14 protein-coding genes and 1 pseudogene are annotated in these 25,936 nt (G+C 45.7%); 12 read left to right on the forward strand and 3 right to left on the reverse strand.

Translation table 11 applies throughout. From position 1 onward, the window contains the following. Window positions 1–141 precede the first annotated feature (141 nt). The 3 genes and pseudogenes from BHV83_RS16685 to BHV83_RS16695 all read left to right on the forward strand — a co-directional run bounded on the left by BHV83_RS16685 (window position 142) and on the right by BHV83_RS16695 (window position 3,829). The gene (locus BHV83_RS16685; protein ID WP_122205549.1) at window positions 142–948 is read left to right on the forward strand and encodes a PorV/PorQ family protein; all 807 of its coding nucleotides are present in this window, start codon (window positions 142–144) and stop codon (window positions 946–948) included. Window positions 949–960: 12 nt separating this feature from the next. Next, window positions 961–2,988 (forward strand): helix-hairpin-helix domain-containing protein, encoded by a 2,028-nt coding sequence (locus BHV83_RS16690; RefSeq protein ID WP_122205550.1) that lies wholly within the window; start codon window positions 961–963, stop codon window positions 2,986–2,988. Between the two features lie 86 nt (window positions 2,989–3,074). After that, window positions 3,075–3,829 (forward strand): annotated as a pseudogene (locus BHV83_RS16695) (radical SAM protein). A 72-nt stretch (window positions 3,830–3,901) separates the two neighbouring features. Here BHV83_RS16695 and BHV83_RS16700 read toward each other — a convergent pair. Next, window positions 3,902–6,073, reverse strand: a complete 2,172-nt coding sequence (locus BHV83_RS16700) for a T9SS type A sorting domain-containing protein (RefSeq protein WP_286757786.1) — start codon at window positions 6,071–6,073, stop codon at window positions 3,902–3,904. Further along, window positions 6,067–6,705: a hypothetical protein gene (locus BHV83_RS16705; RefSeq protein ID WP_286757788.1), complete on the reverse strand. Its 639-nt coding sequence runs from the start codon at window positions 6,703–6,705 to the stop codon at window positions 6,067–6,069. The genes BHV83_RS16700 and BHV83_RS16705 overlap by 7 nt, the downstream gene beginning before the upstream one ends. A gap of 164 nt (window positions 6,706–6,869) precedes the next feature. Here BHV83_RS16705 and BHV83_RS16710 point away from each other — a divergent pair, with 164 nt between their 5' ends. Further along, window positions 6,870–7,034, forward strand: a complete 165-nt coding sequence (locus BHV83_RS16710) for a hypothetical protein (protein ID WP_005645178.1) — start codon at window positions 6,870–6,872, stop codon at window positions 7,032–7,034. Between the two features lie 87 nt (window positions 7,035–7,121). On the opposite strand, the gene BHV83_RS16715 is transcribed toward BHV83_RS16710, so the two are convergent. Beyond that, on the reverse strand, window positions 7,122–8,798 hold the full coding sequence (locus BHV83_RS16715) for a SulP family inorganic anion transporter (RefSeq protein ID WP_005639592.1): 1,677 nt from the start codon (window positions 8,796–8,798) through the stop codon (window positions 7,122–7,124). 300 nt (window positions 8,799–9,098) lie between these two features. Here BHV83_RS16715 and rbr point away from each other — a divergent pair, with 300 nt between their 5' ends. From rbr to BHV83_RS16755, 8 genes are all read left to right on the forward strand, one after another. Beyond that, entirely contained in the window at window positions 9,099–9,677 is a 579-nt protein-coding gene (gene rbr / locus BHV83_RS16720; protein WP_005639590.1) for a rubrerythrin, read from the forward strand. 164 nt (window positions 9,678–9,841) lie between these two features. After that, window positions 9,842–10,735 (forward strand): ABC transporter ATP-binding protein, encoded by an 894-nt coding sequence (locus tag BHV83_RS16725; protein ID WP_122204919.1) that lies wholly within the window; start codon window positions 9,842–9,844, stop codon window positions 10,733–10,735. Between the two features lie 16 nt (window positions 10,736–10,751). Beyond that, entirely contained in the window at window positions 10,752–14,024 is a 3,273-nt protein-coding gene (locus tag BHV83_RS16730) for a golvesin C-terminal-like domain-containing protein (RefSeq protein ID WP_286757792.1), read from the forward strand. 37 nt (window positions 14,025–14,061) lie between these two features. Then, window positions 14,062–15,537 (forward strand): TolC family protein, encoded by a 1,476-nt coding sequence (locus tag BHV83_RS16735; RefSeq protein ID WP_374938851.1) that lies wholly within the window; start codon window positions 14,062–14,064, stop codon window positions 15,535–15,537. A 1-nt stretch (window position 15,538) separates the two neighbouring features. Further along, the gene (locus tag BHV83_RS16740) at window positions 15,539–16,597 is read left to right on the forward strand and encodes an efflux RND transporter periplasmic adaptor subunit (RefSeq protein ID WP_374938852.1); all 1,059 of its coding nucleotides are present in this window, start codon (window positions 15,539–15,541) and stop codon (window positions 16,595–16,597) included. Continuing rightward, on the forward strand, window positions 16,594–19,701 hold the full coding sequence (locus BHV83_RS16745; RefSeq protein WP_286757793.1) for an efflux RND transporter permease subunit: 3,108 nt from the start codon (window positions 16,594–16,596) through the stop codon (window positions 19,699–19,701). The genes BHV83_RS16740 and BHV83_RS16745 overlap by 4 nt, the downstream gene beginning before the upstream one ends. After that, window positions 19,698–24,536 (forward strand): efflux RND transporter permease subunit, encoded by a 4,839-nt coding sequence (locus BHV83_RS16750; protein WP_122205555.1) that lies wholly within the window; start codon window positions 19,698–19,700, stop codon window positions 24,534–24,536. Before BHV83_RS16745 ends, BHV83_RS16750 begins: the two co-directional genes overlap by 4 nt. A gap of 76 nt (window positions 24,537–24,612) precedes the next feature. Beyond that, entirely contained in the window at window positions 24,613–25,326 is a 714-nt protein-coding gene (locus BHV83_RS16755) for a carbon starvation CstA family protein (protein ID WP_005639576.1), read from the forward strand. The last annotated feature ends 610 nt before the right edge of the window (window positions 25,327–25,936 follow it).

Genomic DNA, 25,936 nt, shown 5'->3' on the forward strand with positions numbered 1-25,936 from the left:
TATTTTGCCATCTTTCCATATTCATTAATTCTGAATAAGTTACAGCTATGCTATCTGATTGCCCAAAATGAAGATAGTAGAGAACTTCAGGCTGTGAAAAGAGATAATCCGGAAAGTTGACAACCTAAACAAAACCTTGCTATGAAATCAATAAGTTTATTCGTTTTGTTTTGGGCATCTATCAACATTCATGCTGTTGATAACCTTCGTATACCTGATATCCGTAGTTTGGGAATGGGAGGAAGCGGGGTTACACAATCTGTTTTGTTTAATCCGGCATTGGTGGCTTTGAATACGGATAAAGTTCTTCATTTGGAATACTTTAATCGTTATGGAGTAAAAGAACTGGGAACGGTTGGAATAGGTTTTGTATATCCGAATCCGTTGTTGTCGGCAGGTGTTGATATCTCTTCTTTCGGATATGATCAGTATAGGGAAACTCTTTTTCGGTTATCGGTAGGGAAACAGCTGAATGGCCGGTGGAGGATCGGTATTGGTTTCCAATATAAGATGGTACAGACCGAGTTGTTGGAGGAAGTACCGAAACAACTTTCCACAGATATCGGAATCTTGTTTAGTCCCGTTGACAAACTGTTGATTGGAATGTTGATAATGAATTTTCCTTCTATAGGTATTCATAAATATACTACTGAAATAAAATACTTTACCGGTTATTCTGTACAAATAGGTTTTCAATGGGAGATAATTAACAGCTTGTTGATAGTAGGAACTATCGAAAGTAATAAAGAACATACGTGGATGGGAAATGTGGGCATTGAATATGCTCCGTTCAAAAACTTCCATATACGGGCGGGAGTACAGACTACTCCCCTCCTACCCACTTTGGGAATCGGATACCGTCTGATTGGATTTACAGTAGATGTCGCGACTATTTATCATCCGGTTTTGGGAGTCAGTACCGGACTGGGGTTGAGCTATTCTTTTTAATCAGGCTTGACTATGAAACGAATGTTTATAAATCTGTTGATGTATCTGTTAATAAGTAGTTATCAGCTTAAAAGTCAGACATTATATTCTGTTGATAAGTGGATGGAATATATAGAAGAAATGGCTTCGGAAACAGAAGATGAAGAGCGTATTGAAGCACTTTACACTGATCTTTCCTATCTTATTGAACATCCTTTCGAACTCAATACGGTGACGGAGGGACAATTGAAACGTCTCCCTTTCCTATCTGATCTACAAATAAGGGAATTGCTGGAATATCGTTCCCGTTATGGAAAAATGTTAACCCTTTATGAGCTTAAAAATGTGGAAGCATTCGATTTAGAGACGATTTCTCTGCTTGTCCCGTTTATTTATATAAGTGAAATAATAGTTGATAAACGTCCTATTACAGTGAAAAATTTGTTGAAACGAGGTTCTAATAACTTACAAATCAGATATGACAGATGTTTTCAACAAAAGAAAGGCTATTGTTCATATCCCGATAGTGTACTACAACAATATCCGAATCGGAATTATCTGGGAGAGCCGTTCTATCATTCTGTTCGTTATTCGTATGAATTTGATGAACGTATTCAATTCGGTCTGGTTGCAGAAAAAGATGTGGGAGAACCTTTCTGGAATGAATATCATAAAGGGTATGACTATTATTCGGTGCATCTTTTTCTCAAAGAAATGAATAAATGGTTGAAAAGTCTTGCCATAGGTGATTATAAAATATCTTTTGGACAAGGCTTGGTGATCAGCAATGACTTTTCTCCAGGCCGAAATGCTCTTGTTTCACAAACGGAAAGAAGGACAAACGGATTTCGCCGTCATTTTTCAATCAATGAAAATGACTTTTTCCGGGGAGCTGCGGCTACTGTCAATTGGAAAAATTTAGATATCAACTTCTTCTATTCGTATCGGAAGTTGGATGGAGGTGTGGACAGTACGATCGTTACTTCGTTTAAAACGGACGGTTTACATCGTTTGGTACGGGACAGGGAGAAGATGCATAAAGTTTCCATGCAGACATATGGCGGGAATGTACGATATGCAACTCCCGGTTTATGTATAGGTCTGACTGCCCTTTCTTATTCTTTTGGAAATTATTCGATACAGCCCGATCCGAAACCTTATAATCTTTTCTATTTTCGCGGTAACCGGAATCTGAATATCAGTGTGGATTACTTGTTGAAAAATAAGTTGATCAAGTTTTATGGTGAAACGGCTTTAAGCCGGAATGGGGCGGTTGCTTCCCTGAATGCCTTGCAGTTGACACCTGTTTCTTATTTTTCCTTGCTGTTATTGTATCGTTATTATGATAAACGTTACCAGGCTTTTTTCGGGAATGCTTTTTCACAAAACTCGGCTGTCCGGAATGAACAGGGAATGTATATAGGGATGCAATGGACGCCTTTTGCCCGCTGGAAGTTGTCCGCGTATGCGGATGTATTCCGGTTTCCCTGGCTGAAATATGGAGTGGATGCGCCGTCGACGGGAAAGGAATATATGTTTCAACTTGATTATACGCCGAGCCGGAATTTGTCTGTATACGTCCGTTATAAATACAAACAAAGGGAAGATATAACACCTTACCATCAACAGCGTTTGCGTATGCAGGCCTTATATACGATTTCTTCATCCGTCTCGCTGCGGACATCTGCAGACGGTATTTGTTATACAGAAGCGAACGAAAAAAGCAGAGGGTGGATGATTGCCCAAAGCGTAGGTTGGAAACCGGTTGATGTTCCTGTTCAAACAGATTTTCATATAGCCGGATTTCATACGGATAATTATCGGACCCGTATATTTTCTTATGAAAAAAATATCTTGTATGCTTTCAATATGCCTTCCTTTTATGGAAAAGGTGTTCGGTTGGCGCTTTCTTTCCGGTGGGATATTGTGAAGCAACTTTCTGTGTCTGCTAAATTAGGATACACATATTATGCTGATCGTGACGTGGTCGGTACTGACTTAGAAGAGATCGAAGGGAATATTAAAGCAGATATATATACGTTACTGCGCTGGAAATTTTGACGGTTTGCTAAATAGTCCTAAAGCAGGGGAGATTCATATCTTCATTTTGATAGCTTTTGTAGCTTTGCATTTAAATATAAATTATTATGTCTACAATTCTTTTTGATAAAATAGTATTCGGACCGATACATAGCCGTCGGTTAGGTCTACAGACGGGAAACTTTGTTCATTCAATTGCATTTATTGTGAATGCGGACTAAACGAGAATCATCGTACGCGCAGTAGACTGCCAACCCGTGCAGAGGTAAAGGAGGCTTTGATAAATAAATTGTCTTCCATGCAGGCAGAGGGTGTTGCTCCCGATGTAATCACTTTTGCTGGGAATGGTGAACCTACCATGCACCCTGAATTTGCCGATATTATCGATGATACGATTGAAACCCGTAACCGTTTTTTCCCGAAGGCTAAGATTGCCGTGCTCTCGAACTCGACCATGCTCCATAAAGAGGATGTCTTCTTGGCATTGAATAAGATTGAAGATAATATACTGAAACTCGACTCCATATCGGATAGTCGTATCGGGCAGTTGAATGTTCCCAATTCCTCGACTTTTACTTTCGATAGGTTGTTGGAACAACTTTGCCGTTTTAATGGCAATCTGATTATACAAACCATGTTCCTGAAAGGGGAAGTGGATGGAGAAAGCGTGACGAATACAACCGAACACGAAATTTCCGGTTGGCTGGAAGCTTTAAAACAAATCAAGCCTAGACAGGTCATGATCTATACAATCGACCGTGAAACTCCCGTAAAAAACTTGAAGAAGGTGACAAAAGATGAATTGGAAGCTATTGCCGACCGTGCCCGTCAAGAAGGGTTTGATGTAACGGTGTCAGCTTGAAAAATTAAAAAATGGAGAATTGAAAAGCATTGTAAGAAGTCACAATGCTTTTCAATTCTCCATTTTTAATTCTCAATTTATTTTTTGTGCTTTCATTGTCTTAGCTTTTCCATCTGTATGGATGCGGAAGATATAAATACCGGAAGAAAGAGAGCCGGTGTAAACGATCTTTCCAGGGTTCTTTTGGCGAATGACCGTTTTACCGTCTAACGTGATGACTTCTAGCAAATCCACTTTTTCATTTCCGAATAGTTCTACCTGATCTGTAAACACAGTGGGAGAGATCGTTGTTTCCGAAAGGATGATCTTTTCATTTCCTACATTTACTTCTTTGTCGGCATCCGCTTTCTTGCTTTCGTCTTTTCCGTATAGAGTGGAAACCTGATACAAGATACTACCTGTCGGTGCTTGCTTGTCTATATATTGGGTGATAAACTTATTGGGGACGTTGCCGATTTTGCTTCCATTACGATAAATGTTATAACCTGTTATTGTCGGAAATGCACTTGCCTGGCTGCTCCGGAGTGAAGAACCGACTTCGGATATCCGAGTGAGTATGGGCATTGCTGATGACTTACTTAACAATGTTGTGTCGTTGGATGCAGTTTTTATAGTTGGTATATCCTTTGTTTTTGAACTGACGGTGGCGGCAAGAAAGAAGTTGAAATCATAATTTTCATTTTCATTTTCAGAAGGTTCATACAGATATTCCCACGTTTCTCCATCGAATGAAATCAAATTACCTTTTCCATTGACTGCTGGTCCTTCGTCCATGACTGCTGGATAGGCGGTGGATAGTTTAGCTTCAGCGTGGAAAGCAATGATTAGTTCTTGGGAAGCATCAATGACAAATGATTCTTTAAGCGGGATTTCAATTAATTTATCAAAAGGTAAATTAGTCAACTTTTGTATATATTTTCGTTTTCCTTGTATGATGTTCAGCGTATAAGATGAACCTGAGGTTGGTATGAAGGAAACAGATTCAACAAGGTGCCCGTGCAGAGGTTTCAGATCTTCCTTATTCCATCTTTGTCCGAAATAGAAAGGTTGTTTGAAACCTAACGAAAGATAAGCTGTCCCATTTCCCCAGTAGATCATTTGCTGGTAAATAGGTTCCTTCCATTTGACGAGGATATTCTTGCCATCAGTTGAGGTGGTTACATCGGTTGGGATCTTCAGTTCATAGACATAAATAGATGTGGTGGCTACAGCAGACTCTTTGTTGTCTGTATACGATGCGGAAACGCTGTAAGATTGGATACCGGTTTCAGGTTCTTTGTCAATATAAGATGTAGAAAAGGTACGTCCGATCAATATATTGTTTCGATAAACGTTATACTGTTCCGGTTTTTCGCTGGCAGAGACGGGTGCTTTCCATTTCAATAGAACCTCTCCGTTTTGGTAGACCGATGTCAGATCAGTTGGCATTGCTTTCGGAGCTGTCGCGTATCGGCCGGCCAGTTGTGTTTTGCCGGTATGATTGGGATCTAAATATATATCCATACGAGATGTATTGTCTTTGTTTGGATATTGATCCCAGTGATAATAAAGTTTACCATAAGTATTGGCTCCGTTCGGTTTTTCGCAAGAAGATGAACCGCCACTCAATGTACCGACAATCTGTTTGTTTTGATTGAACAATGGAGAACCTGAGGATCCTCCTTCCGTTACAGCATGCCCATTGGCTGTTTGTTCGAACACGACGTTCCAATGTGCGTTTGGTGCGCCTTTGATGTTGTCTATACCATACCAAGTAGAGGTCCTTGCCACCTTGTTGAAAGTCGATATCTTCATATAATCCCCTGACGGATGATGGATACCTACTCCTGATTGGGCGGCTGTGTTGCTCCGATCCCAACCGTTGTAGTAGGCATTGTAGTGTTCCGGGATAGTTTGGTTCAATAAAAGAAGCAGACCGTCTGAACCGCCATCTAATGGGATTCCGGCTATTTTCTTGCATCCGGTTATTGTTCTATAAGATGCGATACTGGAGTTATTTTCACATCCGGTATGTTCGAAATGGAAATAGAAAGTATATTTGTTTAAGCTTTTTTCTGTGACTGGTATATCCAAGTCAATGCAATGGAAAGCAGAAAGGATGTAAGGTTTCAAATCTTCAGCTGTGTTGTTTACCAAAGCTCCGGAGCAGATATAGATGTAGTTTCCAATAGGCAATGTCATTTGGCAAACACCGTTTTTCTCTGTTTGCCAAGCTTCTCCCTCTTCGCAATTGATATTTACCATACAAGATCCGGAAGTGCCAGGGCCTGTATCGGCATCGTACGTGAAACATGCAAATGGTTATATCCGTATCCTACAGCATCTATTGCGATGCGGGGATGTTCGTTTTCCGATATGCCTGCTTCATATTCGAGTATGATCTTGTCACCGGCTAAAAATTCGGTAGCATATTCTTTCGTTGGTGGATTGGTATGATGGGTAAAGGCACCAATCAGGTGTGTTTTATCGGAGCTGTAAATAAAGAGTTTCCCATTTTCCGGAATATAAAAATCTCTGAAACTGAGCATTAAAGCTATGGCGTCTTTTGCCTGTACTTGTAGTCGCCATACTCTTTTGCCATCAGGTAGGGTATTCCAGCTACCAGCATTGTCTATTGTCAGGTCTGTCGGGAGTAAAACTCCTACTTTCAACGGTGCCCCTTGGCTGACCTGCCATCTGTCTACTGTTTTCAGGTCCTCTACGCTGAAATTGATGGGGATCTGAACGGTTGGCAGATCGCTTTTCAGTGTGTTTTGATACTTGAAGGAAGTGGGTGTTCCACCTTCGCTGATTTGTGCATGGGCAGATCCGGGAAGAACTATTCCTGTTACCAACAGGAATAAACCGATTAGCGGGAGTAGGGCCTTTTTGTTCATATATTTTATAATTGGATATAAATTTGTTTTTGTATAACCAATATCCTGGTATCCAATTTAAAGGTATAGACAGAATTGACAAATGTAATATTTATTTCTGATTTGGATAGGGGTTTTTTCATATTCTGTGTCTTATGAATAAAGTTGGATAAATATATAAAATAATGGAATCATCGAATAGCAAAAAAAATGTCCCGCAGCTCTGGTATTGGAGCCAGCCGGAGAATGGGTTTAGCTTTGAAGATGCAGAGACGATTGCAAAAGAGTTTGTGTTTGAGGCAAGGAAGGATAAATCGGGAGACCGTTTTCTTCATATAGCGTTTGTGTGATGTTTGAGTCGTACGGAATTATCTTTTGTCTCCAATCTGAAAAAATAGCTCCCATCTGAAAAAAGGAGGACGGGAGCTATTTTTTATTTATCTTATTGCTTCGTGTGCTTTTGCTACAGCTTCGTTTATATTGCTGCAAATATTTTCCGTTCCGATCTTTTTGTCGAAACCAGATTTGACAAGTACACGACGTACATGCTCGTTCACCCCTGAAAGAATCATATGTATGTGTTCGGCTTGTGACAGGCGGAACAGGTTCTCTAAGTTATGCAATCCTGTCGAGTCCATAAAGGGAACCTTACGCATGCGGATGATACGGATCTTCGGTTTATCTCCCATATTGTGCATGATATCGTCGAACTTACTTGCCACCCCGAAGAAAAACGGACCGTCGATTTCATATACTTCCACACCTTTAGGAAGGGAAAGGACTTCTTCGTCATGGTGGATTTCTCCATCGTCCGATAGATCGATCTCGTCTTTTACTACCGATACATGAGTCGTTTCAGCTACACGCTTCATAAAGAGGAACATGGCGATAAGCAATCCGACTTCGATTGCGATCGTCAGGTCGAAGATAACCGTCAGAAAGAAAGTTACCAGCAACACCGACACATCGCTTTTCGGGTTCTTCATCAGCGAACGGAACGTACGCCATTCACTCATATTATACGAAACGATAATCAACACGCCTGCCAGGCAAGCCATCGGAATATGTTTGGTCAACGGACCTAAAAAGAGCAAAATCAGTAACAATACGATTGCATGGATGATGCCGGCAACCGGAGTGCGTCCGCCGTTGTTGATATTCGTCATGGTACGGGCAATCGCACCGGTAACGGGAATACCGCCGAAGACAGGTACGATGATATTAGCGGCCCCTTGTGCAATCAATTCGGTATTGGAGTTATGCTTGTCTCCCGTCACACCGTCAGCTACCGTAGCGGACAGCAACGATTCGATCGCTCCTAACATTGCGATAGTGAATGCGGAAGGAAGCAGAAGATTGATCGTTTCCATATTGAAGTTGATCGTTTCGGGACCAGGCAGGGAAGCATTGATCGTAAAACGGTCTCCGATCGTTTCGATTCCCGTGATCCCTAAATGATAGCGCATGACGTAGACGACAACTGTCATCAGGATAATGGCAATCAACGAACCCGGAATCTTTTTGGAAAACTTCGGTGTGATGGCGATAATCACGATACTGGTAAGCCCGATCAGTAACGACCAGAGGTTCATCGTATCGAAATGTTCGAAATAGGCGATCCATTTGGAAATGAAATCCGCAGGGACCTTATCCATTGTCAGCCCAAAAAGGTCTTTCATCTGCGTGGTGAAAATGGTGAGGGCAATACCACTGGTGAAACCGACAACGATCGGGTAGGGGATAAACTTGATAACTGTTCCTAGTTTCAACGCCCCCATGATTACTAGAATAATACCGGCGACAACAGTGGCGATAGCCAGTCCTTCGATTCCGAAATTTTGGATAATGCCGTATACGATTACGATAAACGCACCTGTCGGTCCGCCGATTTGTACGTTGCATCCTCCTAACAACGATACGAAAAATCCACCGAGAATAGCGGTGATCAACCCTTTTTCCGGGCTTACTCCCGAAGCGATACCGAAAGCGATAGCGAGTGGTAATGCTACGATCCCAACAATAATACCGGCCATCAGGTCGGTCATAAATTTCTCTTTAGAGTAGTTTTTCAGCGCTGATACTAGCTTGGGCTGAAAATCAAACTTGTTCTTCATCTTTCTGCCTGATTGATTAAAAGTGCTGCAAAGTTACAAAAAAAGTAAATATGTTTTTAATCTTTTTTATAAGCTTGTATGAATCTGTTGTTGCAATGAAACCTTCTGTCTCCTGCAAAGGAATCTGCAGTTAGATACTTAAATAATTTATTTTCGGGTTAGCATAAATATTATCTATTGGATTATAGAAATATTTTGTATATGTAAATTTGCTGTTTGCCTGAACATTTTCCTACCTTTGAACGTTATTTATTTAGAGTGATTATATGAACTTATTTTATATATACATAAATTAGCATTATGGAAAAAAGTATTAAGGGTACTCGTACCGAGCAGAATCTGCTGAAATCATTTGCCGGTGAATCTCAGGCAAGAAGTCGTTACACGTTCTTCGCAAGCGTGGCCAAAAAAGAAGGTTACGAACAAATTGCAGGTGTATTTATGGAAACAGCTGAACAGGAAAAGGAACACGCCAAACGTTTCTTCAAATTCCTCGAAGGTGGTATGGTTGAAATCACAGCAGCTTATCCGGCAGGCGTGATCGGAACAACTGCTGAAAACCTGGCTGCTGCTGCTGCCGGAGAAAACGAAGAGTGGGCTGACCTTTACCCTGCTTTCGCTGATATTGCTGAAGAAGAAGGATTTAAAACTATTGCTGTTGCTTTCCGTATGATTGCCAAGGTTGAGGCTGAACACGAAAAACGGTATCGCAAGCTGTTGTCTAACATCGAAACAGGTACGGTGTTTGAAAAAGCCGAAGCTATCTTATGGCAGTGTCGTAATTGCGGTTTCGTTATCGAATCAAAGAAAGCTCCGCAGAAATGTCCGGCATGCGAACATCCTCAGGCTTACTTCGAACCGATGAAACAGAACTATTAATCGATAGATTTACATAGTTTTATCTGTTTTTCGGGCACGGATTACACGGATTGCACGGTTTAATTTGATTTAAAACTGTGAAATCCATGTAATCCGTGCCTGTTTTTATATTATAACTATTATCTTTAGACTCTCTATTTATATGAATTTGAATTTACTTGTTGATGAGCATATCGATTAGAAAACTCAATAAAGTGTATCCGAACGGAAACCATGCATTGAAAGATGTTTGTCTAGAAATATCGACTGGTATGTTCGGACTTTTGGGCCCGAACGGGGCTGGCAAATCTACTTTGATGCGTATTTTAGTAGCTCTTATGGAACCTACTTCGGGTGAGGTGAATATCTGCGGGTACGACCTGATGCGGCAGCGCAAGGAGATACGGGGGGTATTGGGATATCTACCACAGGATTTCCGTTTTTTCGCCAAATATAAAACGTACGAGTTTTTAGATTATGCTGCGCGTCTTTCCGGTATGAACTGTAAGTCTTTGCGGAAAAATGCAGTGGACGAGATGTTGGAGAATGTCGGACTTTTCGATGTTCGCGACCGGTATGCCAATAAGTTGTCGGGAGGTATGAAGCGCCGTTTGGGGATTGCGCAGGCATTGATTCATCATCCGAAAGTGATTATTGTAGACGAACCCACGACGGGGCTCGATCCTGAGGAGCGGATTCGTTTTCGCAATCTCCTGTCGGAAGTCAGCGAAAACGACGTGACAATTATCCTTTCCACCCATATCGTGGGCGATATATCGAGTACATGCAACTGTATGGCGCTTATGAATAAGGGAGAAGTTTCTTTTTACGGTTCCCCGCAAGATATGTTGAGGCAGGCGGAAGGAAAAGTGTGGCGTATACGGGTGACTAGCGACGAATTGCATGAGGTGGATAAACTGTATCCGGTTATCTCGACGATTCCCTCTGGTACGGGCTGGGAAGTGCAGGTCGTGGCTGACGAGGTACAGGGATATGATGCGGAATCCTATCCGCCTAATCTGGAACATGCCTATGTCTATTATATGGAAAACAAGTTGAACCGTTGGAGAAACGATTAAAAGAGATCACTTGCCTATGTCATTTATCACGAACATACGATCTGTAGCTAAATACGAAAGCAAGATATTGGTGAGGAGTTGGTTCTTCCGTATCTTCACCCTGCTTGCCGTGGTGTTTTTAGGATTTTTCAACTTTGCCATGATGTTGATGGAGGACAATTTCGGCCTGTGGTTTGCAAAATCGGTTTCATCCAATATACCCTATCTGAACCTTTTGTTGTTGAATACGGGACAGGCGGTGGTCGCAGTTTTCCTTTCTTCCGAATTTCTGAAAAGGGACAAGAAGCTCGATACTTCCGAGGTCTTTTATGTCCGGCCGCTCAGTAATGCCGAGTATGTGGTCGGGAAGATATGGGGAAACCTCAGGGTGTTCCTGTTCCTGAACCTGCTGGTATTGGCGATTGTGCTGGCTTTTAACTTTATGGCATCGGGCGTGACGGTCGATTTGCCGGTTTATCTGGTTTATTTCTTTCTGATCAGTATTCCTACTTTGATATTTATCATCGGACTTTCAATTTTCCTTATGTTGTTGTTAAAGAATCAGGCGCTCACTTTTATACTTTTGTTAGGGTATATTGGGCTGACCTTGTTTTATATACAGGATAAGTTCTACTATCTGTTCGATTATATGGTGTATAACCTGCCGTTGTTCAAATCGACGATCGTCGGGTTCAGTAACCTGGAGCTGATCTTAAACCACCGAGCGATTTATTTCTTTGCCGGTTTGGGATTTATCTTCTTTACGATCTTCTTGTTCAAGCGGTTGCCGAATGCTAGGAGAAGCCATTATCCGTGGTTATTCCTTTCGTTCTGCATGTTCTTGCTAATGGGGACGGCGGGTTTTCGACATGTACGTTCGATTCTCAGGGAAGGGGAGATGCGTGCTTTGTACACAAGTATTAATAATAAATATGTATATGAGCCAAAGATGGCGATTGATTACTACGATATTTCGGTGGAACAGAAGTCTGAAACAATCCGTTCCGTTGTCGGGATGGAGGGAACGGCGCTTGCTGCATCGGAAGTATTTATCTTTTGCCTGAATCCCGGATTGAGGGTCGAGGAGGTAAAGGATGGAGAGAAGTCGTTGAATTTTAAGCGGGAGGAACAGATTTTAGCGGTGGATTTCGGAAGGAAGATAGAAAAGGGTGATACCATTTCGTTTTCGGTCAGTTATGAGGGGAGGATAAAGGATGATTTTTGTTATCTGGATATCCCGGAGGAGGTCTTGCAGCAACCGTATGATAAGGAAATGCTTAAGCTCGATAAGAAATATAGTTTTCAGACATCAGATTATGTGCTGTTTACGCCCGAAACCTATTGGTATCCGCGTCCCGGAACGGGGTATAGCGACAAGAGTCCTGATTGGCAACAGACCTATTTTAGTCGTTTTCGGTTGGATGTGAAGCCGCTTCCCGGACTGGTTGCTATTTCGCAGTCAGCAAACAATCCCTATCAGTCCATTTCCCTTATTATCGGAAAATACGAACAGAAGAGTGTGGAAAGTGATAGTACGCTCTATAGCATCTGGCATATAAAAGGGCACGATTATTACGAGGCGGCGTTCGATTCGATCCGTGATACGATTCCGGGATTGATCCGCAACCTGCGGGAGAATCTCGAACGTACGTATAAGTTGAGTTACCCGTTCGACCAGTTTTCAGTGGTGGAAGTTCCGGCACAGTTCTATAGCTATGTCCGTTCCTGGTCGCAAGCGCAGGAAGTGGTGCAGCCGGAAATGGTTCTTTTCCCGGAACTGGGCTGTATGTTCAATCAGATGGATTTTGTCAGAAGCAAGAAAAACCAGTTGAAATGGTCGAAGCGGGGAGGGCGTGAGATCAGTGAAGAAGAGGCGGAGATTCGGGTGATGAACAGTTTCCTGTGGATTTTTTCGCAGACGGAAGGTAACTATAATTTCTCTTCTGGCAGTCGAGGCAAGTTCAATATCTCTTCCCAAAGCAATCCATATTTCCTGTTTCCCGAACTCTATAATTTCCGGTATAATATCTATTCTTCCGAATGGTCTGTTACGAACCGGTTGGTCGAACTTTATCTGCAGAGGAAATCCGATAATAATGGGTGGGAACGCGAGATAAACGGGATCAGCAATAATGAGAAAGCGAACCTGCTGATGGAGAGATATTCGTTTAAAGAGCTTCTGTCTGATGTGAAACATCTCGATTTGCTGAATAACACGATCAGTCTGAAAGGGTATTGCTTGTTTGCTCCTGCCGAAGTGAATATGGGGATAAGTCTGTTCAGGGATTCCCTGTATGCCCTGTTGGAACGGAACGAATTTCGTAATATGCGCTTCGAGAACCTGTTAGATACGTTGGAGATGATCAGCGGGGCCGATATCCGTGCAGGTATTTCCGGATGGGATCGTCCGACGCCTCTTCCTTTCTATACGATCGGGCAGCCCGAAGTGACCAAGATCACGAACAAGGGACAGGAGAGTTTCGTGCTGAAGCAATTGGTCAGCAATAATTCTGATAATGACGGTATGCTTCAACTCAATATACAGATCGGAGGCTATGGTCCGAGTATCGATCCGCGTGTGAGCCGTAAACTGCCTCTTGCCGCCCGACAGACCAAGTTGCTGGTAACGGTCTGGGAGGAAGCGCCTCGCCAAGTGGATGTGAATACGCTGATAGCCGGAAATCTGCCGAGTATACTGAACCTGCCTGTTACTAACATCCGGGAAGAACGAGAGAGGGCGGTCGATACCGAAGGAGATTTCATTGTTACAGACTTTTCTCCCGTAGTGGAAGGAGAGGTGATCGTCGATAATGAAGATTCTCTTTTTTTCCTGTCCGAACCAGCCGTGGTTGGGCTTCTGCCCAAGTGGCTCGATAAGGTCGAAAATACTTCTTTTAAATATGCCGGTGTCTCTCCCTGGCGTGCCCCGTTGCAGTGGACGGCTACGACGAATGCCTCCTACTATGGCCGTTATATCCGGTCAGCCTATGTGATCAAGAGTGGTAACGGCAGCCAAACGGCAACCTGGAAAGTTCCGATTCTTTCTGCCGGACAATATGATGTCTACTATTATGTTTCCAAAGACAATGAGCTGAAATATAATAAGCAGGCTGGCGGTGAATACCATTTTAAGGTGGAGTATGACGAAGAAAACGAAGATGCTTATATAGATCTGAAAAAAGCGAATGAAGGCTGGGAACCCATAGGCGCCTACTACTTCAGTTCCGATACGGTCCGGATCACCCTGACGAACGAGTGCAAACTACGAAGCGTGACGGCAGATGCGGTCAAAATAGTAAAACGATATTAATAGAATTAGATACATGATACGAAGAGAGTTACTATCCATGAAAAAGATAATACTGACGGCTGCCGTCTGCCTAGGTGGGTATGTCTCGTCGCAGGGGCAGGTCTCGCTGACGATCGAGAAGGCGATGGATATAGCGGAAGAGCATAGTCCTTCCCTGCGCCGTTCCCACATGAATCTGGAACGTTATCAGCAGAACTTGGTTGCACAGCGGGCTTCCCTGAAATCGAAGTTCTCGTTGAACCTTAATCCGGTGGATTACAGCAAGAGCCGCAGTTTCGATAACCGCCTGTCTCAGTGGTATACGAATGAGAGGTTCAGTGCGACTGGAACATTCCAGGTGGATCAACCGATCTTGTGGACGGATGGTGTTCTCTCATTGATCAACCGTTTCGGCTGGCAGGATAATAACTCCAATATCGACGGTACGAAGACCAGTAACAAGGCGTTCAGCAACGACCTTTACCTGCAGCTTTCGCAACCCATCTTTACTTATAACAAGCGTAAGATGGAACTGCAACAGATCGAATACGATTATGAAAATGCCAATATCAGCTACGCATTGCAACGGTTGAGTACGGAAAAGGATATTACCCAACAGTTCTATTCTGTCTATATGGCACAAAGCCAATTGGCTATTACTAGGGAAGAACTGACCAATGCACAGCAAAGCTATGAGATTATCAAGAATAAGGTGGAAGCCGACCTGGCTGCTCGCGATGAGTTGTTTCAAGCGGAAGTGAATCTCGCTTCCGCGCGTTCTTCTCTAGAAGAACAGCAAGTATCGCTTGAAAACTCGAAAGACCAGTTAAAGCAGACGTTGGGGATGGATCTGAACGAGGATATCATGGTCTTTGCCGAAGTACAGATCAAGCCGGTGGAAGTGAATCTGGAAAAGGCGATACAGCATGGTCTTGAATCGCGTCTGGAACTGCGTCAGCGTGAGATTGAGAGCAAAGAACTAGCTTTCGATATGATTAAGACGAAGGCTCTGAACGAGTTCAAGGGAGATATTGCTCTCTCCTTCGGTCTGATCGGTGATAACCGACATCTGGAAAAAATTTATAATAACCCGACGCAGAATCCGCGTGTTGCCATCAGCTTCAGTGTCCCGATCTTTGATTGGGGAGAGAAGAAAGCCCGTATCAAGGCACAGGAAGTAGCCCAGAAGATCAACAGGCTGGAATTCCATGAAGACAAAGTCAACATTGAACTGAACATCCGCCAGACCTGGCGTAGCCTGGAAAACTTGCTTTCGCAGATCAAGATAGCCAAGCAGAATGTTGCAAATGCACAGCGTACCTATGATTTGAATCTGACCCGTTACCGGGAAGGCGATATAACTGGTATGGACATGAACCAATTCCAGACCCAGCTTTCAAATAAAAAGATCGCCTATACGCAGGCGCTTATCAATTATAAGATCGAATTATTGAACCTTAAGATACTTTCCCTCTACGATTTCGAGCACGATGTGCCTATTGTCCCGATGGAAGATTTAGTAACGAAAAAATAATATGAATATGAAATATACAATCACATCTCTCTTATTGTTCGTCCTGTTGACGGCAGGTTGTAATAATCAGCCACAGAATACACAGAACGATATTGCTACACCCGTGTCGGTAACGAAATTGAAGAAAGGTTCTATTAGCAAGCTGGTCAATACGACCGGTACGGCACAGCCTACCTATGGAGTAACGCTCAATTCCGAAATGAGTGGCTTGTACAAACTGCAAACCAATCCCCGTACAGGCAAGCCCTTTAAACTGGGAGATATCGTCTCCAAAAGACAACTGATCGTCCGCCTCGAAGACCGGGAATACGAAAACGGTATCGCTATAGATGCCAAAGAGTTGAGTCTTGAAATAGCCGAGCAGGAGCAAGTGAAGCAGAAAGCCTTGTATGAGAAAGGCGGTGTGACGCTTAGCGAAATGCGTAATACGGAGGTAAAAGTGACAAACGCCCGCTATGATTACGAGAACGGTAAGCTCAATTTGGAGAAGATGAATGTCAAAGCTCCTTTCGACGGTGTGATCGTGGATTTGCCCCATTATACGTCTGATGTCCGTATCGAACAAGGGAAACCGATAGTCGGTATCATGGACTATGCTCGTATGTACATGGATATCAATCTGCCGGAAAGTGCTATCGGGTATGTGAAAGCGGATCAGCCGGTCTATATCACCCATTATACGTTGCCCAAAGATACGATCCGAGGGGTGATTAGCGAATTGTCGCCTGCCATCAGTTCCGAAACCCGTACTTTCAAAGGGAAGATACTGATACAGAATGACGGTTTGAAACTCCGTCCCGGCATGTTTGTCAAAGCTGATATCGTGGTGAATAAGGCGGACAGTGCTATCATCATACCGAAAGATGTGATTCAGTCCAACCGCCGTGTCAAATACGTTTATATCGTCGAGAAGAACACGGCCCTGCTTCGCGAACTCAAGACCGGACTGGAAGACGACAAGAACATCCAGATTCTGGAAGGGCTGAAAGAGAACGATAATTTGGTGGTGAAAGGTTTCGAGACATTAAAAGAGAATGCAAAGGTAAAAGTTCAGAAATGAAAAGTATTATCAAATTTGCGGTAAGCAATCCGGTCACAATTTGTATGTTGGTATTGGCGATCCTGCTGTTGGGCAAGATTTCCTATGACCAGTTGGCGGTTGACCTGTTGCCCGACCTGAATAATCCCCGTCTTTTTATCGAGTTGAAGGCAGGCGAACGTCCGCCGGAGGAGATTGAGAAGCAGTTTGTCAAGAACATGGAGTCGATGGCGATTCGGCAGAGTGACGTGATACAGGTTTCATCCGTGATCCGTGCCGGTTCCGCCCGCATTACGGTCGAGTACACTTGGAAGAAAGATATGGATGAGGCCTTTCTTGACTTGCAGAAAGCTATGAACCCTTTTGCCCAAAATAAAGATATCACCGAACTCAAGATCACGCAGCATGATCCGAATCAGTCTCCTGTCGTTCTGATTGGACTTTCGCACCGTAGCATTACCGATATGGCGGAGCTTCGGAAGGTGGCGGAGAGCTATATTCGTAACGAGTTGATCAGTCTGGAAGGGGTTGCGGATGTTACGTTGTCGGGCGATGAGGTTAGTACGCTAATGATCCGTACGGACCCTTATAAGCTGGATGCCTTTAAATTGACGATAAATGATTTGTCTTCCAAGATAGAGGCGAATAACCAAAGCGTCTCCGGCGGTCGTGTCAGCGAGTTGGGACTGCAATACTTGGTCAAGAGTTCGAGCTTGTTTGCGACGGAGAGTGATTTTGAGAATCTGATTGTCGGTTATAAGCCGGTTGCGGCTGAGGCTACGGCTTCGGGGACTTCCGGTGCGGTTTCCACATCGTCTATGGACAAAGCTCCGATATTCCTACGTGAAGTCGCTACTGTCAGCTTCGAGAATGATCGTCCGGAAAATATTGTCCGCATCAATGGCAAGCGCAGTATCGGATTGTCTGTTTACAAGGAAATGCGTTTCAATACGGTGAAGGTTGTCGATGGTGTGATTCGCCGGTTGGCGGTTATTGAGCAGGCGTTGCCCGGCTATCGTTTTCAGGTGATCACGAATCAGGGTACCTTTATCAAGAATGCAATAGGAGAGGTGAAGAGCAGTGCCGTTTTAGGGATTATCCTTGCGGTGGTGATCTTGTTCGTCTTCCTTCGTCGTTTGGGGACGACGTTGATTGTCAGCTTGGCTATCCCGATTTCCATTGTCGCAACTTTCAACTTGATGTTCTTTAATCATCTTACCCTCAATATCATGACGCTTGGTGGATTGGCGCTCGGAGCCGGTATGTTGGTGGATAATGCGATCGTAGTGATCGAAAGTATTTTCCGTAATCAGGAGAAAGGGATGACGATACGTGAAGCTGCCATAGCGGGAACCTCCGAAGTGGCCGGTGCGGTCATTGCCTCGACGTTGACGACGATCGTCGTCTTTCTGCCGATTGTCTATCTACATGGCGCTTCTGGAGAACTGTTTAAAGATCAGGCCTGGACGGTGACGTTCTCGCTGGTATCGTCGTTGTTTGTGGCGATCTTGGTGATCCCGATGTTGTATGACCGGATTACCGGATGGCAGGATCGTGGTGCTGGTGGTGGTACACGGGGGGGAAACGGCATCCGGATTACCGGTTACAGCCCCTTGTTGCGCACGCTGCTCCGCCGCCGTTGGGTGGTGATCGGCTGCGCTTTGATGTTGCTGGTGATAGCGGGGTTGTTGGTTCCCTTTATCGGTACGGAGTTTATGCCGAGAGCCGGGAGCAAGGCGTTCTCTGCCGTTATCAAGTTGCCGGAAGGGACTCCGTTGGAGCGTACCGCTTCGGCTGTCGGTAACCTGGAGGATTTGATGCACACCATCTCGCAAGACTCCCTGTGTACGATCTACAGCCATGTCGGATCGGGTAGCGGTTCGGAGAATGATATATTCGAAGGGGAGAATACGGCTGTCATGAAAGTGATCCTTTCGCCTTCCTGCCCCGTTCCGCCCGAAGAGGTGATGGCGCAGTTCGTACAGGCTACCGAAGATACCGAAGGGTTAGAGGTCACCCTGAAGCAGGAAGAGAACTCCCTCAGCTCCCTTTTGGGAAGCGAAGGAGCCCCCATCGTGGTCAAGGTAAAAGGAGAGGAACTGGACGAAATAGCGTCTATCACGGAAGAAGTAAAAGGACGGATCACCGGTCTGCCGGGACTTTACAATGTCCAGTCGTCCGTTGAAGACGGTGCCCCGGAGGTAACGATTTCCGTCGACCGCACGGTTGCCGGCATTCATAATGTCAGCGTCTCGACCGTTATCGAACAGTTGAAGCAGCAGCTCGGCGGCCTCGAATCCGGCAAGATGGAGTACCGGGGAGAGATGCGGGATATCCTGATCAAGGTTCCCGATATCACCTTGCACGACCTCGGTGGACTGGTCATACGAAACGGTGAGAAAGAATTCCGCTTGCAGGAGATCGCAACGATCACCTGTTCGCAGGCTCCGAAAGAAATCTTCCGTCGTGGACAGAACCGCATCAGCAAGGTAACGGCCAATCTCGATGTTGGCTATTCGCTTGACAAGGTGGCGGACGAAATACGCTTTGCAGTGAAAGATATTGACTTGCCTGCCAACTATTTGATTACCGTTACCGGCGAGGAAGAGAAGCGCCAGGAGTCCATGAACAGCCTGATGTTTGCTTTGGCCCTTTCGGTGATCCTGGTCTATATGGTACTCGCTTCGCAGTTTGAGTCGCTGTTGCATCCCTTCACGATCTTGCTGACGATCCCGTTGGCGGTGGTAGGGGCGATTCTACTGTTCTTTCTGACGGGGACGACGATCAATATGATGGGAGTGATCGGCATCGTGATGCTGGTCGGTATTGCGGTGAACAACTCGATTATCCTAGTCGACCGTATCAACCAGTTGAAACAATCCGGCATGGAGCTGACGGATGCCATCGTGGAATCCGGCCAGCAACGTATCCGCCCGATCCTAATGACGACGCTCACGACGATCCTAGCTCTCCTGCCGATGACGTTCGGCTTCGGCGAAGGTGCTTCACTTCGTTCACCTATGGCGATCGCAGTGATCGGTGGGTTGGTGACTTCGACCGTCATGAGTCTGATGGTAATCCCGTGTGTATATTATGTATTTGAAAAAATGAAAAGGGGAAAATGAATTTTTTACTACATAGGAAGATTGCGATCTGTATGCTGTTCATAGCCTTGACAGGATTAGGCTACGTGTCGTACAAGCAGTTGCCGGTAGAACTGTTGCCTAATGCGGAGCTTCCGATGCTGTTTGTACAGGTCACCTCGGCACAGGATATGGATCCGTCGTATGTCGAGTCGGAAGTCGTGATCCCTATCGAAGGGGCTATTGGGACCATAGGTGGAGTAGAGCAAATCGAATCCCTGATCGATAGCCGCCAGTCTTCCATCAAGATTGACTTCAAGTCAAATATCAACTTCAAAATTACTGCCCTGAAGTTGCAGGAGAAGATTAACGAAATCGCCTCTTCTCTTCCCGAAGGCTTTACAGTACAGGTACAAAAGATCGATGTTTCGATGCTTGCCGGTGGCTTCATGTCGCTCCAGGTGCGTGGATCGGGTGGTACGGACCGGGTTCGTAACTTAGTGGAGAAAGAGATAAGGCCCGACCTGGAAAACATTGACGGCATCGCTTCCGTCAATATCTATGGTGGTCGCGAGAAGGCCATAGAGGTGCAACTCGATCCTGATGCCTGCAAAGCCCTCAATTTGACTCCTTCCGCTATTAGCAGCCTCTTAACACAGAATACGCAAGAGAAGGCGTTTGTCGGCTATGCCAGTGAGCCGGACGGGAAATACTTTGTCCATGTCAATTCTCCTTATACCGAAGTTTCCGACCTCGAAAACATCGTCGTTGCCTCTGGCCCCGTGTTGCTGAAAGACGTTGCCACCGTTTTCTTCGACATGAAAGAGGAGACAAGCTACAGTCGGGTCAATGGCAAAGATGCCGTTTCCGTTTCCCTGCTTGCTGACTCGCAGGCCAACTTGATCCAGCTTTCTCACCGTACGGTCGGAGTGATTGACCGTCTGAACGAGCAGCTTGCCCCGCTCGACCTCTCGATCGTCGTAGAGAATAACCAAGCGGAGACGATGGAGGATAACATTGACCAAATCATCCGCCTTGCGATCGTGGGTGGTCTACTTGCCGTCGTCATTCTCTGGCTTTTCCTGAAGAACCTACGGTTGGTGTTCTTCATCGCTCTGTCCATCCCGATTTCCGTTTATACGGCATTCAATTTCTTCTACGGGGCAGGGATTACGATCAATAGCCTTACGTTGGTTGGTATGGCGCTGGCGATTGGTATGCTGCTGGACAACAGTGTGGTAGTCTTGGAGAACATCTACCGCATCTCATCTACCGGCAATACACCCGAACGTTCCGTGACGCAAGGTACGCGCGAGGTCTGGCGCTCCATCCTTGCCGCTACCCTAACAACGGTTACGGTCTTCCTTCCATTCGTCTTTTCCGATAATTTTTTGATCAAGCTGATGGGACACCATATCGGCGTTTCCATCATCTCGACTCTCCTGATCTCTCTCGCTGTCGCCCTCCTTTTCATTCCGATGGCTACCTATACGGTACTGAGGAAGCCGGATAGGGGCACGGTCTTTTATGAAAAAGTATCTGTCACGCAGCGGCCGGTACAAATCTATCTGGTGTTGTTGAAGACCTGCATGAGGAATTCCGGTGTGACGGTCTTTGGGGCCGTCATCCTGCTGTTCCTTTGCTTGATCCTTTCTGTCTCCCTGAATATCCAGGACCGAAAAGAGGTGGAGAGCGACCGTTTCAGCATCTATGTGACGATGCCGACCGGCAGCACGCTGGAGAATGCCGACCAGGTCGTTCGTGTCATCGAGGAACGCCTTGCCGGGTTTCCGGAGAAACAAGATCTGATCAGCCGTATCCGGGAAACGGACGCCGAGCTGACACTTGTTCTCAAAGAAGATTACCGCCAGATCGGGAAGCGCAGCATCACTGACATTAAATCCGATGTGCAAACTCGCCTCCGTACCATCAACGGCGCCGAAATATCACTTTCTGAAGCCGGAAGCGGTGGGAGCAGAGGGGGAGGCGGCTCCGGGGATATGATGGGTGGCATGGGGAGCTTCATGCGTCTTTTGGGTATCGGTGAGAACCGCGAACGCATTGTGATCAAAGGCTCTGATTTTGACCTTATGCAGCGGGTGGCGGAGGATTTCCGCTATTACCTCGACGAACAGGAGTTCATCCGCAATACCCGTGTCTCCTACAGTCGCCCGCAGCCGGAGATTCGTCTCGGTTTCGACCCGATCCTGCTGACCTCCTACGATATCTCTCGCCAGAACATAGCTTCCGGCCTCACGTCTCTGAACCCGGAGATTTCGTCCGGGACTTCTTTCAAGGTGGGGGAGGATACCTACGATATCATCATCCGTAACCGGACGGTAGAGGAGGAAGAGGCTGGCAAGAATCGGGACAAGACGGTGGACGACCTGCGCGAAGTGCATATACCAAGCGCTTCCGGCAGCCTGCACAGGCTGGAAGATATCGCCTCCGTCAATTATGGCCGCGGGCGTGCCCGTGTCACCCGTGTGAACCAGGACAAGCAGATTGAGTTGTTCTATTCTTTCTCGCGCGACGTTGAAGAGTCGAGAGACCTCCTCGAAGGCTACCGGTCGGATATCGACCAGTTGGTGTCGGGTTATAACCTGCCTTCGGGCGTGGCGGTCGAAGTGTTTCACGAGGAAGATATGTTTGCCGACTTCAAGTTTCTGCTGTTGGCTGCCTTTATCCTGATCTTTATGATCCTGGCTTCGGTGTTCGAGTCCTTTGTGACGCCGTTCGTCCTGCTGTTCTCCATCCCGCTGGCTGCGATCGGTTCGCTGCTGGCGTTGTTGCTGACGGGCAACAGCCTGCTGAACAATGCGAACGTGATGATCGGGTTTCTGATCCTACTGGGAGTAGTGGTGAACAATGGTATTATCCTGATCGATTATGCCAACATTCTCCGCCGGCGAGGTTATCGCCGCAACAGGGCGTTGATGACGGCTGGGCTGTCACGTATTCGCCCGATCCTAATTACTTCCATCACGACGATCGTAGCCATGTTGCCGATGGCGATGGGTAACTCTGAGTATGCCGGAGCGATCGGTGCACCGTTTGCCATTACTGTGATCGGCGGTCTTTCCTTCTCTGCATTGTTGACGCTGATCCTGATCCCTACCGTTTGTATGGGACTGGAAAACACGCTGCAATGGTACAAGGAGCTGTCCGCGAAAGTATGGGTTCTGCACGGTTTGCTCTTTATGGCAGGAGCCGGCTGTATCTGGTTTTATGGTGGTGGCCTCCTGTGGCAGTCCGTCTATGGGGTGTTGTTGTTGGCCGGTATTCCGGGAGTGACCTATTTTATGCAGACAAGTCTCCGCCGTGCCCGTTCGAAGGTGATCGATCCGGAGACGGACATCCATATATCCGTCCGCAACCTGGTGAAGATATACGACTGGCCGGGACGTGTCAGCCGCCAGTGGAAGAGTGGCCTGCTGATCCGTCGACGGTTAGGTTTGGAGAAAAACTACCTTATACCTGCCGGATTGCCGGATGACTGTCCCGTTCCCGTGCCTGACATGGAATCGCAAAAGATCAGTCCTGATACCTCCTCTGATTATGCGGATACCACTGGTGCTTCTGCGATCCCGCTTCAGACGCGAGAAAGAGGATTCTTTATGGAACTGGGCTGGCAGTTCGTCCTGTTAGGTTTTGGTGTCTGGTTCACCTGGTTCTTTGTCGGGAACAGGTTGTGGATATTTCTTCTCTCTTTCGCAGTCTACGCCGCAACGCTTTACCTGTGGCGCAAGGTACGTGAATATCTCTATGGACGGTTTGCAGGAAGCCGGATAGTGAAATACGTTAACCGGATCATCTTTTGGGGCCTTCCTCCACTGATCCTTTTTGGTCTGTTCCGCAAATTGGATAATCCGAACTTGGTGGGGACGATCGGGGTGTTGTGGGCGTTCTGCATAGCAATCTATGTGACTTCTGGCTATCTGTATGAGAAGGAAATCAATATCGAGCGTGTAAAAGGACGTTTCGCCGGGCTGCGTCGTTCGTGGTTCCGTATGGTGAAAAGTATTCCGCTGATCGGGAAACGTCGGCAGCCGTTCAAGGCACTCCGAGGCGTATCGTTCGAGATCCGTACAGGTATGTTCGGCCTCTTGGGACCGAACGGAGCAGGTAAGTCCACCCTGATGCGTATCATCTGCGGCATTTTGGAACAGAGCTACGGCAGTATCTGGATCAACGGACTGGATACGCGTGTCTACCGGGAGGAACTGCAGAGCCTGATCGGTTTCCTGCCACAGGAGTTCGGGACATACGAGAATATGTCATCTTGGGAATTTCTCGATTATCAGGCGATCTTGAAGGGCCTCGTCAATCCCGAGCTGCGCCGTGAGCGGTTGGAGTATGTCCTCCGCGCCGTCCATATGTTCGACCGTAAAGATGAGAAAATCGGTTCTTTCTCCGGCGGTATGAAACAACGTATCGGTATCGCTCTGATTCTGTTGCACCTGCCACGTATTTTAGTGGTAGACGAACCTACTGCCGGACTCGACCCGCGCGAACGCATCCGTTTCCGAAACCTGTTGGTGGAGTTGAGCAAGGATCGTATCGTGATCTTCTCTACTCATATCATCGAAGACATATCCAGTTCATGTAGCCAGGTGGTCGTGATCAACAAAGGCAGCCTAAAGTATTTTGGCGATCCGGTTGATATGGTCGGCATGGCGGCCGGAAAGGTCTGGCAGTTCGATATCGGTAAGACAGAATTTGAACAGGCATTGGATAAGTCCCGGATCGTCAACCATATCCAAAAAGACGACCGTATCCGGGTCCGTTACCTCTCGACCACCTCTCCGTATGATGGAGCGGTACAAGTGGAACCGAACTTGGAAGATGCTTATCTTTGCTTGTTGAAAGAACTTTAAAAAGTTATGATTTATGATTTATGCGTCGATGATAAATCATAAATCATAAATCTCAAATCTCAAATCATAAATCATTATGACACTGAAACAATTCATATATCTCTTGCCTCGCTTGGTTAAATATAACCTGAAGATTATCTTTGCCGGGAAATTCATCTGGTTTCTCCTGGCGGCATTTCTGTTCTTTGCCTATTTCATGTTTCAGATTGCTTGGAGCCGATCGGAGGTCAATGAAGGGGTGGTCTACAACCTCCTGATGTTCCCCTGTGTCCTGTTGGTGTTCTATCCTGCTGTTTTTGGTATCCAGAACGATGAGGATAGCCGGATACTGGAAATCCTTTTCGGCATCCCCGACTATAAATATAAGGTATGGGGTGTCCGTCTACTGATGATCTACGTGGCGATCTTCGTGATCCTGATCGTCTTTTCCTGGTTGGCTACGCTCTTGCTTTATCCTGTCAACCTTCTTGAGATGTCGGCTCAGCTGATGTTCCCGATCCTTTTTTTCGGGAACCTCGCCTTCATGTTTTCCACCATTACCCGCAGTGGTAACGGAACTGCCGTTTTGATGATTATCATCGGCATCGCCCTGTTGATCTTCAGCAATACGCCTCTTATTGAGCGTTCTTTTTGGAATATCCTCCTCAATCCTTTCTCCATCCCCCGCAATTCCCTGCCGGTCATCTGGGAAAGCATCATCATCAAAAGTCGCATCTTCCTCCTGGTCGCCAGTACCATCTGGATGCTGATCGGGCTTCTGAACTTGCAAAAGAGGGAGAAGTTTGTTTGATTGCGAGCCCGGTGGAAACCTTTGATAGTCTACGTCATATAACGAACGATTTAGGGTATGTGTTATAGAGGAGATCGCTCTCTTCCTTGATGGGCACTTGATTGGGGTGAGCTATATGGAAGGCCAATGTGCCTATGTGAACGAGATTTCTTATTAATAAAAGTTTTCGGGAACAATAACTATTATACGATCATAAATGAAGTTATATTGTTTGAAAACAACATGTTAAGGTATGATGGTTTTAATTTTTAACTATTATTCATCATATACCATCATGATTTAAAACGAAAAATAGCTATAGATCAGTCAAATATCAAATTAAAGATCAGTATTCCTTAGATGGAAAATATGCTAAAGCCATTTATTTTGTCACATAATCAAGCCTTTTTGGGGAAAACAATTTGAAAAGCTTCCTGAGACCCGGATGTCGGAGCTTTGAGATCCAGATGCTGGAAGGTGGGAGATCCGGATGTCAAGGAACTGTGACAGGGATGTCGGACTGCTTTTCTGCCTTGTTTGGAGGGATTTTATACTCTGTTTTTTATTCGGGGAAATATTTCGTTTTTAACAAAAACTGCTTCTGTTTGTTCATATGTTTTTTGGGGGCATA

This window comes from Parabacteroides sp. merdae-related_45_40 (assembly GCF_001915675.1).